Genomic DNA, 15993 nt, shown 5'->3' on the forward strand with positions numbered 1-15993 from the left:
TTAAAACATATTCTTATGATTAAAAATTTCATTCTATTATTGTTAGTCATTCTACTAACAAATTATTCATTTGGTCAAGTCTTTAAAAATAGCTCTGGTAAAGGCATATTTTTTACAGAAAAAGCAAAACAGTTTACTGTTGAAACTACAGCTTCAGAAAAAACAACAAAATTCGATTTTAAGTTTAACACTTTACTAAATAAAAAAGGTAAAGATTGGTCAACTTCATATTATAAGTTAGCTGACCTAAATAATGACGGCAAAAAAGAAGATACAGAACGATTAAAAACAGTTCAAACTTCGGTTGGGTTAACATTTAAATTGGGAATCGAAAATGAAACTTCTTTAGTCAATAATTTAAATCATCCAGCAATAAGTTTTCAATTTGGTATAATAAAAAGTGTTGATTCACTTAACCAGAATAATTTTGCTAGTGGTGCGCCTATACCATTTTCTTTTGGTTTAACCGTTAGTGGTAAATATGATAACAAAAAGACATTATACGATACCAATAGTGAAACCTTTAGTACAGAACATCCATATAGTTTTTCTGTAGATGGTCATACAGAATTATTCTTCAGAAATATTAACTGGTTCACATTAGGTTTTACTGGTGGTTTTGTAAACACCACCAATTATGGAGACTTAACATCTTTTCAGTTGATTGATTCTGAGGTTATTATTGATAATAATATTACATCATTATCTTCAAAACCTGATGGTAAAATTGGTGACTTAGATAGAGTTAACAACTTTTATTTTAGTGCTTCTCTACCATTATTCCCATTCTCTAAAAAGGAAACCAGAAACATTGCTAATTCGGTGATTGAAAAAATAGGTTTCACACCTTTTTATTACGGAACTTTTGGAGATTCAAAAACGGATAATGCTGGGTGTTTAATTTCTTTTGTAAATAAGTCATTTAGAAACAATGAGTATTCATCATTATTTGATGGAAGTTTCAATTTTGGTGTTGATTGGGCTAAAAAAAGTGGTAATTGGGGGAAGCCAGTTTACTTCATTGGTGGCACACTATCTATTGATGGCATAATTAAAGGCTCAAGACCAGTTGATGAAGATAAAAGCAATAGATAAGTTTCTCTTTTCTGGTTTAATAACTATTTAAATAAATTATTTTATTAGTATTAATTTATACATCATTTAATGATATATAAATACTATATTTATTGATTCAAAAATCTCTCTACATGAATCGAATTAGAATAATCCTTGATGAGAAAGGAATAAAACAAACTTGGTTGGCTGAAAAGCTTAATAAAAGTTACAATATGGTCAACAGCTATGTAACAAATAAGAGACAACCTAGCGTGGATGTTTTATATCAAATAGCAGAACTATTAAATATTAGTGTGAAGGATTTATTAACTGATAACCAAGAGCTGAATGCAGATAATTAACAATAAAGACAGCCGATTACTAGATGTTCTAAAAACAATAGTAAATGAAAAATCCAATATATATTTAAGTTGCAATAACTTCACATCGTTTGCCGTTTTTGAGCTTATCGATATCTTAAAAAACTCAAATAAAGTTGAAGTTTTACTCGATTTTCATACTCAAAACGAAGACGACTTCAAATTCATTCAAAATAATAATGAGAAGCAACTCAATTTAAAATTAGACAGAAAACATAGAATAAATCAGGTTATTAGTTTAATTGAAGATAAAATTCAATTTCGCAAAGGTAGCGTAGGCAATCAGAATATTTTAATTATAGAAAATGAAGGTACTTCTACCTGTTTCACATTAACTCCAATGAATCTGGATTCTGTTAGTTTAGGAGTGTTGCCTTCAGACATACCAATTTTTATCAATTCATTTGAAGACACCAATAATCAATATTTAAGCTTGTTTCAGAACTCGTGGAATAATAGTAATCAGTCATTAAATGATTTAGTCGTAGAAAAATTAGAAAAAGGAACAAGAAGTTATACAGGTGAAGAAATTTATAAATACTGTATTCGTGAGATATTCCATTATTCAACTGTGAATGAAAGAGCGGATGAAAAATTAAAAAAAATTGGGTTTAAAGATTCTAAAATTTGGAGTTTACTTTATAATTTTCAGAAAGATGCTGTCATTGGAGCAATTGAAAAAATAGAGACCTATGGTGGTTGTATCATTGCTGATTCAGTTGGATTAGGAAAAACTTTTGAAGCTCTAGGTGTAATTCACTATTATTCTCTTCAAAACAAGAACATTTTAGTGTTATCTCCTAAGAAATTAAGAGAAAACTGGACACTATATTCAAGGAATACAGATAAAAGAAATATTCTAGCTAAAGACCGTCTTAATTATGACGTATTAAATCATACAGATTTATCCAGAACACGTGGAAAATCAGGCGATATAGATTTAGACACTATTAATTGGGGGATTTATGACCTTGTGGTGATTGATGAATCACATAATTTCCGTAATAATCCTAATAAAAGGGGTATTACACGCTATAGGCGTCTAATGACTGATATTATAAAAGCCAATGTTAGAACACGTGTATTAATGTTATCTGCCACCCCAGTTAACAATAAAATGAATGACCTTAAGAACCAAATTGCATTCATTACTGAAGGTGATGATGCAGCCTTTATTTCTCAAGGAATAGACAGTATTACTCAAGTCATGCGTGATTCTCAACGTAGATTTACTCAATGGTATCGTGATGGTGACCCAGATGACCTTGATGTAAACGAACTAATGGAAAGTTTAGATGGTTCATATTTCAGAATTTTAGACATGCTGACTATTGCTAGGTCAAGAAAGCATATTGAAAAATACTATGACACTTCAAATATTGGTAAGTTTCCAACTCGTTTAAAGCCAGATACTGTACATCCCGAAATTGATACCAAAGGAAAATTTAGAGATATTGGTCAAGTTTATGATGAGATAAGTACACTTACACTAGCCTCTTATACGCCTTTAGGATATGTAAGAGCAGATAAACGAGATTTCTATGAGGAAAAATACGATATGCAAACGCATACAGGTAGCGTATTTAGACAAGTAGACCGTGAACAGAGTTTGATATATTTAATGCGTGTTAATCTCTTAAAACGTCTAGAAAGCTCTATTCATTCCTTTAAGTTAACTACAGAAAAGTTAATTGAATTGGTAAATGCTAATTTAAAGCAACTTAAAGACCATCAAAATGGAGAAACTGATTACGACCTCAACATCACAGATGTAGATATTGATGATACAGAACTGGAAGATTTATTAGTTGGTGGAAAAACCAAAGTATTAATTCAAGATATTGATACTATTCGTTGGAGACAGGATTTAGAACATGATAAGCGCATTTTAACAAAGTTATTAGGGAACATCAAATTAATTGATGTAGAACGGGATGCAAAACTTAAAGAGTTAAAAGACCGCATTTCTGAAAAGGTAGACAAACAACCATACAATAAAGGAAATAAAAAGGCTATTATTTTCACAGCTTTTGCTGATACTGCAAACTATTTGTACAAGGAATTAAGTGGTTGGTTAAAAGAAGAAAAAGGGCTCAATAGTGCTTTAGTGACAGGTTCTGGAAACAACAAAACCAATATGAAGGATTGTCGAAGCGACCTCAGCTCGATTTTGACTCATTTCTCACCTCGTTCAAAAAACAGAAAAGATATTTTTCCAGATGCTACCAGTGAGATAGATATTTTATTTTGTACCGATTGTATTTCTGAAGGTCAAAACCTTCAAGACTGTGATTATCTAGTTAACTATGACATTCACTGGAATCCAGTACGTATTATTCAACGTTTTGGACGTATTGACCGTATCGGCTCTATTAACGAAAGTATTCAGTTAGTAAACTTTTTTCCTTCAATGGAGTTAGACCAGTTTATAGATTTAGTAGCTCGTGTACAAGGACGTATGGTAATGCTTGATGTTTCCGCTACAGGTGAAGATAATGTAATTAGTAGGTCTAACCGTGAAATGCAAGACCTAGATTACCGTAAAAGACAATTAAAACAATTACAAAATCAAGTATTGGATTTAGAAGATATTGATGGAAATATTTCTATTACCGACATGACCTTTAATGATTTTAAAATTGATTTAGAAAAAAGCTCAGACCAACAATTAGCAGATTTAAGTGACATTCCACCAGCATCTTATGCTGTGGTAAAATCTAATCTTTCTGAAGTTAAAGAAGGGGTGATTTACTGCTTAAAAGATACAAGTGCAGATTATAAGGACAAGCTTAAAAATAACATATTGTATCCATTCTTTTTAGTTTACATTAGTCTAGATGGCACACACATGGTTAAACCATCTCAATCGAAAAAAGCTCTAGATTATTTCCGTAAACTATGTATGGGGCAAGATGGTGTATTAACAGATTTAGTGGCTCAATTTGAAAAAGAAACCAAGAACACCAAAAATATGACGGCTTACACCAAAGCTTTAAAAAACACCATTCAAGAAGTTATTGGGGTTCAAGAAGAAATAGGATTAGATTCCCTAGCTAGTCAAGGTGGTACAACATTGTTTAGCAAAGCTATGAGTGATGAAGATTCGTTGGAATTAGTAAGTTATTTAATAATCAAATAAATGGCGTTTCAATATAACAACATATTAAATATTCCTGAACGAAGCATTTTAGATAAACGCTTAACTAAAGCCTTTTTTCTAAAAAATTTCTCGTTATCTGCTGCTGAAAAAAAGCTATTAAATAATAATATTCAAAGCATGACTTGGTTAGCAAGTATTAAACCAGCCACGGTTAATATTCCTGCTGTTATTAATGCAGATTATAATTATGAAGAAATTCAAATTATGGTGTGTACAATTGCGGATAATAAGTTAAACGAACTTGCAGAAAAATGTATGACACTATTTCAAAAGTACATTCCTTACCAGATGCTTGTTATTGTTGAAGATGCTAATGAATTTAAAATCAATGTATGTGATAAGCGTATTAATAAAGCAGAAACAAACAAACGTACTATAGACCGTTCCTTTATAACAAATAATCTATCCAAACTTTATAAAAACAACCTCAGCGAATTATTTTTTAAGGCACTAGATTTTAAAAATTTAGATAAAACCAATCTAGAATTACTTTACAAAAGCTATATACAAGCTGTAGTGCAATTTCAAGCTGCGAGTATTACAGGTAGCTATCAAAAAAGAACAAACAAGCGTACTGTTGAAGATATGCAGAACCTTGAAGCTATAGAATTATTGGAGCGAGACATAATTTCACTAACAAACCAAATAAAAAAAGAAAACCAACTGAACGAAAAAGTACAGTTGAATATTAAAATACAAGAAAAACGTAAAGAGATACAATCTCTTAAAGATACACTAACCAAAGATGAGCATAGAAAAAATAAACAAAGGAGACAACCTCAGTCAAAGTGAAAACATTGTAGAAACCAATATTGACAAACTAAAAGTTTTGTTTCCTGAAATCATTACCGATGGGAAAATAGATTTTAAGATTTTACAAGAAATTTTAGGTAATGAGGTAGAAGAAGATGAAGAATATTTTCAATTTAATTGGTCAGGTAAATCAAAAGCTCGGAGAGAATCTCAAAAACCAAGTACAGGAACTTTAAGACCTTACCCTGAAGATTCTAAAGATTGGGATAGAACTCAGAACCTATACCTAGAAGGAGACAATTTAGAAGTACTTAAGCTTTTGCAAAAAGGCTATTCAGGCAAGGTTAAAATGATTTATATAGACCCACCATATAATAGAGGTTCAGATTTAGTATATAAAGACAACTATAAAGACAACCTAAAAAATTATCAAGAAGTAACAGGTCAAATAGATAGGGATGGAAACCTAATGTCAACTAATACAGAGAATGATGGGCGATTTCATTCTAAGTGGTTAAGTATGATGTATCCTCGTTTGAGATTAGCTAGAAATTTGCTTTCTGATGATGGTGTGCTATTTGTCTCAATTGGAGTAGAAGAATTATCAAACTTAAAATCACTAATCAATGAAATTTTTGGTGAAGATAATTTTGTTGAAATTTTCTCATGGGTTAAAACATCAACCCCACCAGCATTATCAACAAAATCTAGAAAAACGAATGAGTATATTTTATGCTATGAAAGAAAAAATAATTCTATAAAGTATAATGGCGAAGAGTTAGATGGCGGTGACCAACCGCTTCTAAATAGTGGGAATTCTGTTAGAGAACTTATTTTTCCTAAAGAAGTTGTTTATTTTAAAGAAGATAAATTCCCAGATGGTTTATTAAAAAGTGGAAAAAATGATAGAGTTGAATTGGTGCATGATATTGAAATAAGCAAAGGATACTCTAAAAAAGATTTTGTTTTAAAAGGTGAATTTAAATGGACTCAAGAATTTTTAAATGAAGAAATTGAAAAGGGAACAAAATTCGTAATTAAATCAGAGAAACTTTCTATAAGATTTATTAGAAACGAAGAAGGCTATAAACGACCAACAAATTTTATTAAATCAAAATATTCATCACCAATAATAAATAAACCAAATAATGGTGTTGGAACAAACGAAAATGCTTCGAGTGCACTTATTGAATTGATGCAAGGAGATTATTTTGATTATCCAAAACCAGTAACTTTAATTAAATATCTTACTAATTTTGTGTGTAAAGAGAATGATATTGTAATTGATTTCTTTGCTGGTTCTTCAACTACAGGAGAATCAGTTTTAAGATATAATTTAGATAATAACACAAAGCTTCGTTATATTCTTATTCAATTACCTGAAGAACTTAATGTTGAAAATGGAAACACTTTAAAGGAGAAGGAGAAGATAAAAAAAACAATTAAATTTTTAGAGAGCATTAACAAGCCTAACAATATTGCTGAAATAGGAAAAGAGCGTATCCGTAGAGCAGCAACTAAAATATCAGAAGAACATCCAGAAAAAGCCAAAGAGCTAGACCTAGGTTTTAAAGTCTTTAAACTGGATACTTCAAATATAAAAGGATGGGATGGCAATCCAGATAATTTAGATGAAAGCCTTTTTGATGCCCAAGATAATATTAAAACAAACCGTACAGAACATGATGTATTGTATGAGATATTACTAAAATATGGATTAGACCTCACTTTACCTATTGAAGAAAAAACAATTGAAGGTAAGACAGTCTTTAGTGTCGGTTATGGAGCTTTATTTATTTGTTTAGCAAATAACATTACCAGCAGAGTAGCTGAAGGCATTGGTATATGGAAAGAAGAACTACAACCAGAAGTTTGCAGAGTGGTATTTAAAGATTCAGGCTTTACTGATGTAGAGAAAACCAATAGTGTACAAACTTTAAAACGCTTTGGCATTACAGAAATAAAAAGCATCTAAAACCTATGAAGATTCAATTTGACAGTAGTTTAGACTACCAAAAAGATGCTATTAAAGCTATTACAGACGTATTTCAAGGTCAAGAAGTATGTGAGGCTAACTTTACTGTATACTCACCAGAATTTTTAGCTAAACAACAAAATATAGCCTTTAACGATATTGGTTACGGTAATCGTTTAACACTAACAGAGGGTAATATAGTTGAGAATGTACAAAACATTCAACTTTCTAATGGTCTAAAACCTTCAGATAGAAGTGAGATTGATAGAAATCATCTAGATTTTACTATTGAAATGGAAACAGGTACAGGAAAAACTTATGTGTATCTGCGTACTATTATGGAGCTATACAGAAAATATGGTTTTTCAAAACATATCATTGTAGTGCCTTCTATTCCAATAAAAGAAGGTGTTTATAAATCACTTCAAATCACCAAAGAGCATTTTAAGCAATTGTATGACAATATCAACTACAATTATTTTATATATGATAGTAGTAAACTAAATGAAGTTAGAGACTTTTCTACTAACGATGGTTTAGATATTATGGTTATTAATATTGATGCTTTTCGTAAAAGTTTCGAGAATCCTGATGATGCTAAAAAGAAAGCAAACATTATACACCGATATAATGATAAACTAGGTTATAAACCTTTAGACCTCATCAACAACACCAATCCTGTCGTTTTTATTGATGAACCGCAAAGTACTATGAGTACACCTCTTGCAAAAAAAGCAGTACAAGGTTTAAATCCATTAACCATATTACGTTATTCTGCTACACATAAGGAAAAAGTGAACTTAATGTATAAGTTGGATGCTGTTGATGCTTATGATAAAAAGTTGGTGAAGCAAATTGAAGTGGGGTCTATCCAAACTGAAGGCATGAATAATCAAGCTTATATAGGGTTATTAGATGTACGTTCCAGAGGCGGTAATATTGATGCTCGTGTTGAGGTTGATGCTTTACAAAGTGGAAAGATTAAACGAGTAAAAAAATGGGTAAAACAAAATCAAGATTTAGAAGAACTTACTGGGCGTATTGAATATGAAGGGTATATTATTAAAGATATCTATGTTCAAGATGAATATATAGATTTTACCAGTCGTGATGAAGAGTTAAAAGTTGGTGAAGCTATTGGTAATGTTGATGATAAACAAATTAAAACAGCTTTAATTAGTAAAACTATTGAGGCTCATCTAGATAAAGAACTTGTTCTTAATCATCAAGGTATTAAAGTATTGAGCTTATTTTTTATTGATTCAGTTGGTAAATATCGTGTATACGATGAAGATGGAAATTCATCTTTAGGAGAATATGCCGAAATATTTGAAAATGAATACCAGAGACTCATCAAGAAGACTAAATATGCTAGTCTTTTTGGAGAAATGAAAGATGTTGAGATAAATGCTTCAGAAGTTCATAATGGGTATTTCTCAATAGATAAGAAAAGTAAAGCCAGTAACAAAAAAGAAAAGTTTGAATATTTTAGAGATACTACTGGTAAAATAAATGCTGATGAAGACACCTATAACCTCATCATGCGAGATAAGGAAAAATTATTGAGTTTTGATTCTAAGTTGAGGTTTATATTCTCACATTCAGCATTAAAAGAAGGTTGGGATAATCCAAACGTTTTTCAGATATGTACATTAAAAGATGCTGGTAATTCAGATATAAGAAGACGACAGGAAATTGGTCGTGGCTTACGTTTATGTGTAAATCAAGAAGGTGAACGAGTATATGGCTTCGAGACCAATACATTAACAGTAATGGCTACTGAATCTTATGTTGATTTTGTAGATAATCTTCAAAAAGAAATAGAAACTGATACAGGAATTCGATTTGGTATTTTAGAATCTCACAGTTTCAATAATGTTGTAATAAGTATTGATGGTGATGAAGTTAATTATTTAGGTCAGGAAAAATCAGAACAGTTATACGATTATCTTATTTTAAAAGGCTATATCGATACCAGAGGAAAGGTTCAAGATTTATTACGTGTTGCCATAAAAGAAGATAATGTTGAGCTTCCTGAAGAGTTTACAGAAAGTGAACACATTGAAAAACAGATTTTAAGTAACTTAAAGGATGCTGCTGGAAAACTTCAAATTAAAAATCAAGACGATAAAAAGAGAGTTAAAGTTAATAGACGTATTCTCAATAGCCCTGAATTCAAAGAACTTTGGGAGCGTGTTAAATACAAAACAACATTTGCTGTAAACTTTGATTCAAGCAACCTTGTAAAAGAGTGTATAAGAGCTTTAGACGATAGATTAAAGATTACAAGAGGTAAGCTTCATTATACTAAAGTTAAGCTAGAAATGAACATTGGTGGACTTCAAGTTAATGAAGACCCAAAAACGTATTCTGAGAATGTTAAAGAAGAGGTTGATGTGTTACCAGACATTGTTGGATATCTTCAAAATGAAACACAATTAACACGAAGGTCTATTGTTAGGATTTTAACTGGTACTAATAAGCTTCCTTATTTTAAAATAAATCCTCAAAAATTCATTGAAGGTTGTATTGACATCATTAATGAACAAATGCGTTTACACATCATTGATGGTATTCAATATAAAAAAATTGGAGATTCTGAGTATTATAGTCAGGAACTATTCGAAAATGAAGAACTATTTGGGTATTTACAAAGTAATTTAAAGGAAAGCGAAAAATCACCTTATGACTATGTAGTTTATGATTCAGCTATAGAATCAAAATTAGCAAACGACTTTGAGAATAGTGATAACATTTCTGTATACGCTAAACTTCCAAACTGGTTCAAAATAGATACACCATTAGGAACTTATAATCCTGATTGGGCTATTCTCTGGAAAGATGGTAATGATGAAAAACTATACTTTGTTGTAGAGTCAAAAGGAACTACTTTATTTGGAGATTTAAGACCAAAAGAACAAGGGAAAATTGATTGCGGTAAAAAACACTTTAAAGCTTTAGATACTGAAATGATAGTTGCTGCTAATATGGAAGATGTAACGAATCAAGCTTTGATGAGGTAAGAAATAACTATGGAAAAACCAATTAAAGAAATTAGGGAAAATTATTCCAAGTATGAGGAGTTATTGGGTAAAACTAAAAACAGTTCTACTCCAACTATTACCTTAGATGAGGTTAAAGGTAATCACCAAAATACTAGAGTAAAAAAAGTAGAAGTAGCACATACTTCAATTCCTGAAAAACTAGAATTAATTGTTGAGTCTAAAATTGAAAATAAAAAAGATTTCAAATTTAAATTAAGAGCTCCTGAATACACTGGAATTCCATTTTTTAGATTTGACTCAGATGGTGTTGCACATTATAACAGAATACCAGATTTAGAACTACCAAAGCAGAAAATAGATACACCACATTTCCATAAATTTGATTCTGAAGGAAGAAATATAGCGTATAAAACCGAGGCATTAGAAAAAGCTACTGAATGTGATGCTTTACTTAATGATATAAGCTTATGTATGGCTCATTACTGTGATGAATCCAAGACATATTATAACAATGAAAATTATTTAGAGATAATTCAAACACCACCAACTGAATTAGATTTTGATAGTAATAAAGATAATCCAACTGAAGGCGTAGAATATGACTAAACTTGAAAAAATTGCAATCAATGTTCGAGAATGCTTTGACCAGTTATGGTCTTTTAAGCTAAGAGGAACAGATACAATAGAAATTAGTACACCTTACTCAACAACCACAAGTAAATTCGTTTCGATTTATGTAACAGAACGGGATGGAAAATATATTGTTTCGGACGGTGGACTTTTAAATTCTGAAGCTTATGAATCTGAGATTGATTATGAAAATCAATGCTTATTAAAAATTCTTTATCATTTTGAATCTTTTTATGAAGTTAAACGTACTCAAGATAAACAGGGAATTAAACATTATTACAAAACAACTATAAAGGAAAATTTAATTCCTAATATGGTTTACGAGATGGCTCAATTTGTTTCTATGTGTGCCTCGGCAGCTACAGTACAATTTGAAGACCCTAAAGAAATAGAAGAACGAAATACATTTAGAACTAAAGCAACGTCATACATAAGTACAAATTTCCAAAAGTATAAGCCTAAATTTAGAGCTCCCTTAGATAAACAGGATTTTCGTTCTGTACGTTTTAGTGCCATAATAGAAAGGAAAAACAAGTTAAGCCTTGTAAGTTATATAACTGGTTCAAATCCTGCGAACTTTAGAAACAGTATTGCAAGAGCTAATATGAATTTTGAAATAGCAACTTCTTCAAAATATAATGATTACATAGATAATAAACTTGTATTGGTAAATAACACAGCTGACGGCTTTGTTTTGAATCAAATAGCCAAACAGTTAAACATTTTGGAAGAACATACTGGCCAAGATGCAATACAATGGTCGGAACGTGAAAAATTACTTGCTATATTGAATTAACCTACGTCTGCACTATGACCTTAAAATCAATTGAAATAAGAAATGTAAAGGGGATTGAACACAAGAAATTTGACCTAGATATTACACCAAATAAACCAAGTCTTCTTGTTGCTCCTAATGGTTTCGGTAAAAGCTCATTTACATGTGCTTTTGGTTCAATGAATAATGCTCGTATTGTTTTATCTGATGAAAACAGGTATCGTGGTAATGCTGCTAATGAACCTATTATTAATATTTCCTATGAAAAAAATGCAGGTGATGTTTTACAATTAACTGCTACTCACAATTCAAATACAATCAAAAATGAATTTGACTATTTTGTTATAAAAAGTACCTTAAAAGCAAAAGGAGCAGCTTCTTTTTATGGTGGTGGAGCTACAGCAAAAATGATTATTGAAGATATTGTTCTTATAGATAACATTCCTGCCAACAGAAATTTTAATAATTATACTGTAGCTGAAATGGGAGAAAGATTTGGGCTTAATAGTAAAGTATTACCGAACCCAAATGTGGTCTTAAATAACAGGTTATTGGTTGAAAGTCTTTCTGAAAACTATATTTCACTTACTAGAGCTAGCGGTCAACAAGTAACAAACAGTATACAAGCAGTAATTGATGATGTAAATGGGCAAGTTGGTACAGCCATCCAATTAATACAATGGTTAGAAGACAATTGTCTAGAAAGACTTAGTGGTATTAGGCATTTATCTGATATAGCAGAAATAATTAGAAGTTTTGATATAAACATAGATACTGAAGCTGCTAATTATCTATTGGCAATTCAAATCATTTGGATATTTAACAAAGATATTGACAATTTCAAGTTAGCATGTAATTACAGTAATTATAGAATGGCAAGAAATGAATTTGATATTAACTTAAGCCATTTTGACTCTACTTGGAAAAATATAAGAACCGCTCAGGAGCAAAATAAACTAGTCATAAAATTTCCAAAAGCAAGTGAAATATCTAATGGTCAACGTGATATATTATCATTTATCTCTATGTTATTTAGAGCTAAGATGAAGTTAAAAAAGAATGCTAGCATTCTTGTAATAGATGAAGTATTTGATTATTTAGATGATGCAAATCTAGTAGCAGCTCAATATTATGTTACCAATTTCATTAAAGAATACAAGGAGAAAGGAAGAAAAATTTATCCTTTAATTCTTACTCATTTGAATCCTTTGTATTTTAAAAATTACACTTTCAGTAATCAAAAAACATATTATTTAGATAAGTCACCAATGCAAGTAATAGCCAGTATGAGGCGTTTGATTGAAAATCGAAAAGATGCTAGTATAGAAAATACAGTATCTTCAAAATTACTTCATTATCACCCCGATACACCAAACAGACGAAACGAATTTAGAGCTTTAAATATAAGAGAACTCTGGGGTATTGACACTAATTTTAGAGATTTCACATTTGAACAAGTCAATAATTATATTGAGAATAATGATTATGACCCTTTTGCAGTTTGCTGTGGTGTAAGGATAAAAGTAGAAATGCTAACTTATAATAAGATAGTTGAAGATGATAATAAAGTACAATTCCTCACAACAAAAATGACACGCCCTAAACTAGATTTTGCTAAATCATTAGGTATTATATCACCTGAACCGTATTATTTGTTAGCTGTAATATATAATGAAGGTATGCATTGGAAAAATAATATTGATAATATTTCCCCCATTGCTTCTAAACTAGAAAATTTGACTATTAAGAAGATTATAAAAGACTTATTTTCTTAGGGTTGATGGCTATTTCAATAGATAATATATTCAGTGAATTTGGACTAGATTATAGTAAGGCATATAATTGGAATCAAAAGTTGGATGCAAATTTTAATGGAGTCTATTTAATAGCTCTCACTAATGACCCTAAAACCCAAAAGCCTCATTCATTTGAATTTGATATTTGTGAAAAAACCTTTGATAATTGGATTAAAGAGGCAACAGATTTAGAAATAGATGGAAATAGAGTTACCGATAAAGGTCAAATTAAAGAATATCTTAAACAGTTTTGGAATCCTAATGAAAATATTTTATATATAGGAGAATCTTCATCTAAGACCAACCCTATTCAAGATAGGGTAAAACAGTTTTATACTCACAAAGTTGGTAAAAAAGGCCCTCATACTGGTGGCTATTGGCTGAAACTTCTTAGTTGTTTAAGTAATGTTTCAATATACTATGCCGAATCCAATAACCCCCGTGAGATTGAATTTAAAATGCTCATGAAATTCATAGAGCTATCTTCTGGTAAATCCTTTTTTGAAATTAAAGACTTTGCTAACTTTCTTCCTTTTGCTAATGTGAAAATAGATGTTTCTAAAAGACATACTTTGAAAAAACATTACAACAATAACAAACGAAAAAAGTGAAATTGAAAGAGAACTTAAAATTTGAAGACTTACCAAAAGCAACTGAATTGCTTCTTGAAAAAGTTGAGCAACTAGAAATAGAGCTGAAAACTATTAAAGAAAATTTTCAGCCAAAAGTCCCTGAAGAATTAATGACAAGAAATGAAGTTGCTGATTATTTTAAGATTAATATCTCTACTTTATGGCATTGGACTAAATCAGGTAAACTTACAGCCTACGGAATTGGTAATCGTGTTTATTATAAACGTTCAGAAATAATCGAGGCTGTGATTCTTTTGAAGAAATAAAGTCTATATCTAAAATCTAAAAAGCTCGGTTACTTTTATATCTAGTGCTTTAGCTAAGACATACACTGTTGAAATAGTTGTATTAACCTCTCCCCTTTCGATTCTCCCAACTTGAGATAACGGTATATCAGCATCATTGGCTAAATCTTCTTGAGTCAACTCAGCCTTTTTCCTTAATGCACTTAGGTTCTTACCAAATGATTTTATGAACTTTTTATTTTTTGTTTTAATCACAGACTAAAAGTCTATAAAACAACACTATTTCGTAAACGCATATATGCGTTATTTATATATATTTGTATTTCGAATTCAATTAAACCAATTTACTTATGAAAAAAATTATAGTATTAACATTTCTATTAGTATTTAGCTATTCATGTTCTAATACAAAAGACCTATCTAGTTGTAGTCATGATGAAATTGTTAAAGTATTATCAAAACAAGAGATAATAGAAAAAGATGACATTAGTGGTGGCTATGGTATTGGTCATAATATTATAAAACTTAAAATATATCCAGATTTAACATTTGAATATTCATTTAAAGAAGAATATGTAGTTGGAAAAAGCAATATTATTAAAGCCAAGGGAAAAGTTGAATTCATTGGAAATCCAATTCGCAAAGGAAATCAAGCTGAACAAAAAATAAACTTTGTTGGAAAGACTGAAAACCGTACTAATTTTAATCTAAATGCTACAGTAGTTCAATTTGGCAGTATTGATAATCTTAGAGATGAGTGGTTTTTTTCATATGATAATTATGCAATTTCTCCAAATATGAAACCAAGCTATAAAAATTACCGTTTACCCAGTAAACACATTTACTTTTATTAAAATTTGTATCTTGCAGTAAGTTCAGTAAAACAGTGAGAGTTACCCTATTAGTTACCCTAAAAAGCTAACCTCTTGAAAGTATTGTAAACACTAGTGTTAAAAGATAGGTGGAAGAACCTCTTTCTCCGCTGATAAAATCCGTAAATATATTGACAATCAATATGTTACGGGTTTTTTGTTTTAATTCTAGTCAACATTTAGTCATAAAAATATCATTCATTCTGAAATTTTTATGATAGAAGCTTGAAAACTTGACAAATATTGACATAATTATATAGAAAAATTAAATAACACCTACTACCATAGGTATGTTTCACCAAAATTATTGATTAAACGTTGACATAGCAATATATCAAAATTTGATAACGTCAACTAGCCTAGGAGTGTTTCGCCAAACTTTTGAGTAAAATATAGCTCATTTTAAGGCTATTTCCCTCAAAAAGGAGCTGTGGAGTAGTTAAGAGAGAGGGAGATTAAAAATAATTTCTCACTTAGCTTACAGATGAAAGCTTCCATTTACACTCTGATTGCTTTTTAGTAACAAGTATTTGAATGAATCGGATATATTGTGATGGTTTTAAAAATCGATTTTTATAACCCACTACCACTGGTTTATGAAAAGCATTCAATCTTTCTATCTTTTCAGAAAGCATTTCAAACACTAATTCCAATCTAAAATTTAATGGAATATCTGAATGCTCACCTGGAGTGAATTCAACAAGTCTAAACGGG

Annotated in this window: 13 protein-coding genes; 12 read left to right on the plus strand and 1 reads right to left on the minus strand. The window is 30.4% G+C overall.

The features are described from left to right. The first annotated feature begins 15 nt into the window (after window positions 1–15). The 11 genes from Q0739_RS09030 to Q0739_RS09080 all read left to right on the plus strand — a co-directional run bounded on the left by Q0739_RS09030 (window position 16) and on the right by Q0739_RS09080 (window position 14428). Complete coding sequence (locus tag Q0739_RS09030) at window positions 16–1095, plus strand: hypothetical protein (protein WP_298238393.1); 1080 nt, start codon at window positions 16–18, stop codon at window positions 1093–1095. 113 nt (window positions 1096–1208) lie between these two features. Then, entirely contained in the window at window positions 1209–1418 is a 210-nt protein-coding gene (locus Q0739_RS09035) for a helix-turn-helix transcriptional regulator (RefSeq protein ID WP_298238394.1), read from the plus strand. Further along, on the plus strand, window positions 1405–4575 hold the full coding sequence (locus Q0739_RS09040; protein ID WP_298238395.1) for a helicase-related protein: 3171 nt from the start codon (window positions 1405–1407) through the stop codon (window positions 4573–4575). Before Q0739_RS09035 ends, Q0739_RS09040 begins: the two co-directional genes overlap by 14 nt. Further along, window positions 4576–5388, plus strand: a complete 813-nt coding sequence (locus tag Q0739_RS09045; RefSeq protein ID WP_298238396.1) for a DUF4391 domain-containing protein — start codon at window positions 4576–4578, stop codon at window positions 5386–5388. It begins immediately after the preceding gene. Next, on the plus strand, window positions 5342–7324 hold the full coding sequence (locus Q0739_RS09050; RefSeq protein WP_298238397.1) for a site-specific DNA-methyltransferase: 1983 nt from the start codon (window positions 5342–5344) through the stop codon (window positions 7322–7324). The genes Q0739_RS09045 and Q0739_RS09050 overlap by 47 nt, the downstream gene beginning before the upstream one ends. Window positions 7325–7329: 5 nt before the next feature. Beyond that, window positions 7330–10347 carry a DEAD/DEAH box helicase family protein gene (locus Q0739_RS09055; RefSeq protein ID WP_298238398.1) on the plus strand — a complete coding sequence of 1006 codons (3018 nt, stop codon included), beginning with the start codon at window positions 7330–7332 and terminating at the stop codon, window positions 10345–10347. 9 nt (window positions 10348–10356) lie between these two features. After that, window positions 10357–10935 carry a hypothetical protein gene (locus Q0739_RS09060; RefSeq protein WP_298238399.1) on the plus strand — a complete coding sequence of 193 codons (579 nt, stop codon included), beginning with the start codon at window positions 10357–10359 and terminating at the stop codon, window positions 10933–10935. Continuing rightward, window positions 10928–11755, plus strand: coding sequence for a hypothetical protein (locus Q0739_RS09065; RefSeq protein WP_298238400.1), 828 nt, complete (start codon window positions 10928–10930; stop codon window positions 11753–11755). Before Q0739_RS09060 ends, Q0739_RS09065 begins: the two co-directional genes overlap by 8 nt. Before the next feature lie 14 nt (window positions 11756–11769). Continuing rightward, window positions 11770–13509 carry a hypothetical protein gene (locus Q0739_RS09070; RefSeq protein ID WP_298238401.1) on the plus strand — a complete coding sequence of 580 codons (1740 nt, stop codon included), beginning with the start codon at window positions 11770–11772 and terminating at the stop codon, window positions 13507–13509. A 5-nt stretch (window positions 13510–13514) separates the two neighbouring features. Then, window positions 13515–14141, plus strand: coding sequence for a hypothetical protein (locus tag Q0739_RS09075; protein WP_298238402.1), 627 nt, complete (start codon window positions 13515–13517; stop codon window positions 14139–14141). 2 nt (window positions 14142–14143) lie between these two features. After that, window positions 14144–14428: a helix-turn-helix domain-containing protein gene (locus Q0739_RS09080; protein WP_298238403.1), complete on the plus strand. Its 285-nt coding sequence runs from the start codon at window positions 14144–14146 to the stop codon at window positions 14426–14428. Between the two features lie 9 nt (window positions 14429–14437). Here Q0739_RS09080 and Q0739_RS09085 read toward each other — a convergent pair whose 3' ends face one another. Next, entirely contained in the window at window positions 14438–14662 is a 225-nt protein-coding gene (locus Q0739_RS09085; RefSeq protein WP_298238404.1) for a helix-turn-helix transcriptional regulator, read from the minus strand. Window positions 14663–14757: 95 nt separating this feature from the next. Here Q0739_RS09085 and Q0739_RS09090 point away from each other — a divergent pair, with 95 nt between their 5' ends. Further along, window positions 14758–15261, plus strand: coding sequence for a hypothetical protein (locus tag Q0739_RS09090; protein WP_298238405.1), 504 nt, complete (start codon window positions 14758–14760; stop codon window positions 15259–15261). Window positions 15262–15993 lie beyond the last annotated feature (732 nt).

It is taken from the genome of uncultured Algibacter sp. (genome assembly GCF_947487605.1).
Taxonomy (GTDB): Bacteria; Bacteroidota; Bacteroidia; order Flavobacteriales; family Flavobacteriaceae; genus Algibacter_D.

Coding starts and splice junctions, on each gene's coding strand:
- Q0739_RS09050 (WP_298238397.1), top strand. CDS start 5,342: ATGAGCATAGAAAAAATAAACAAAGGAGACAACCTCAGTCAAAGTGAA.
- Q0739_RS09040 (WP_298238395.1), top strand. CDS start 1,405: ATGCAGATAATTAACAATAAAGACAGCCGATTACTAGATGTTCTAAAA.
- Q0739_RS09030 (WP_298238393.1), top strand. CDS start 16: ATGATTAAAAATTTCATTCTATTATTGTTAGTCATTCTACTAACAAAT.
- Q0739_RS09060 (WP_298238399.1), top strand. CDS start 10,357: ATGGAAAAACCAATTAAAGAAATTAGGGAAAATTATTCCAAGTATGAG.
- Q0739_RS09055 (WP_298238398.1), top strand. CDS start 7,330: ATGAAGATTCAATTTGACAGTAGTTTAGACTACCAAAAAGATGCTATT.
- Q0739_RS09065 (WP_298238400.1), top strand. CDS start 10,928: ATGACTAAACTTGAAAAAATTGCAATCAATGTTCGAGAATGCTTTGAC.
- Q0739_RS09070 (WP_298238401.1), top strand. CDS start 11,770: ATGACCTTAAAATCAATTGAAATAAGAAATGTAAAGGGGATTGAACAC.
- Q0739_RS09090 (WP_298238405.1), top strand. CDS start 14,758: ATGAAAAAAATTATAGTATTAACATTTCTATTAGTATTTAGCTATTCA.
- Q0739_RS09045 (WP_298238396.1), top strand. CDS start 4,576: ATGGCGTTTCAATATAACAACATATTAAATATTCCTGAACGAAGCATT.
- Q0739_RS09075 (WP_298238402.1), top strand. CDS start 13,515: ATGGCTATTTCAATAGATAATATATTCAGTGAATTTGGACTAGATTAT.
- Q0739_RS09035 (WP_298238394.1), top strand. CDS start 1,209: ATGAATCGAATTAGAATAATCCTTGATGAGAAAGGAATAAAACAAACT.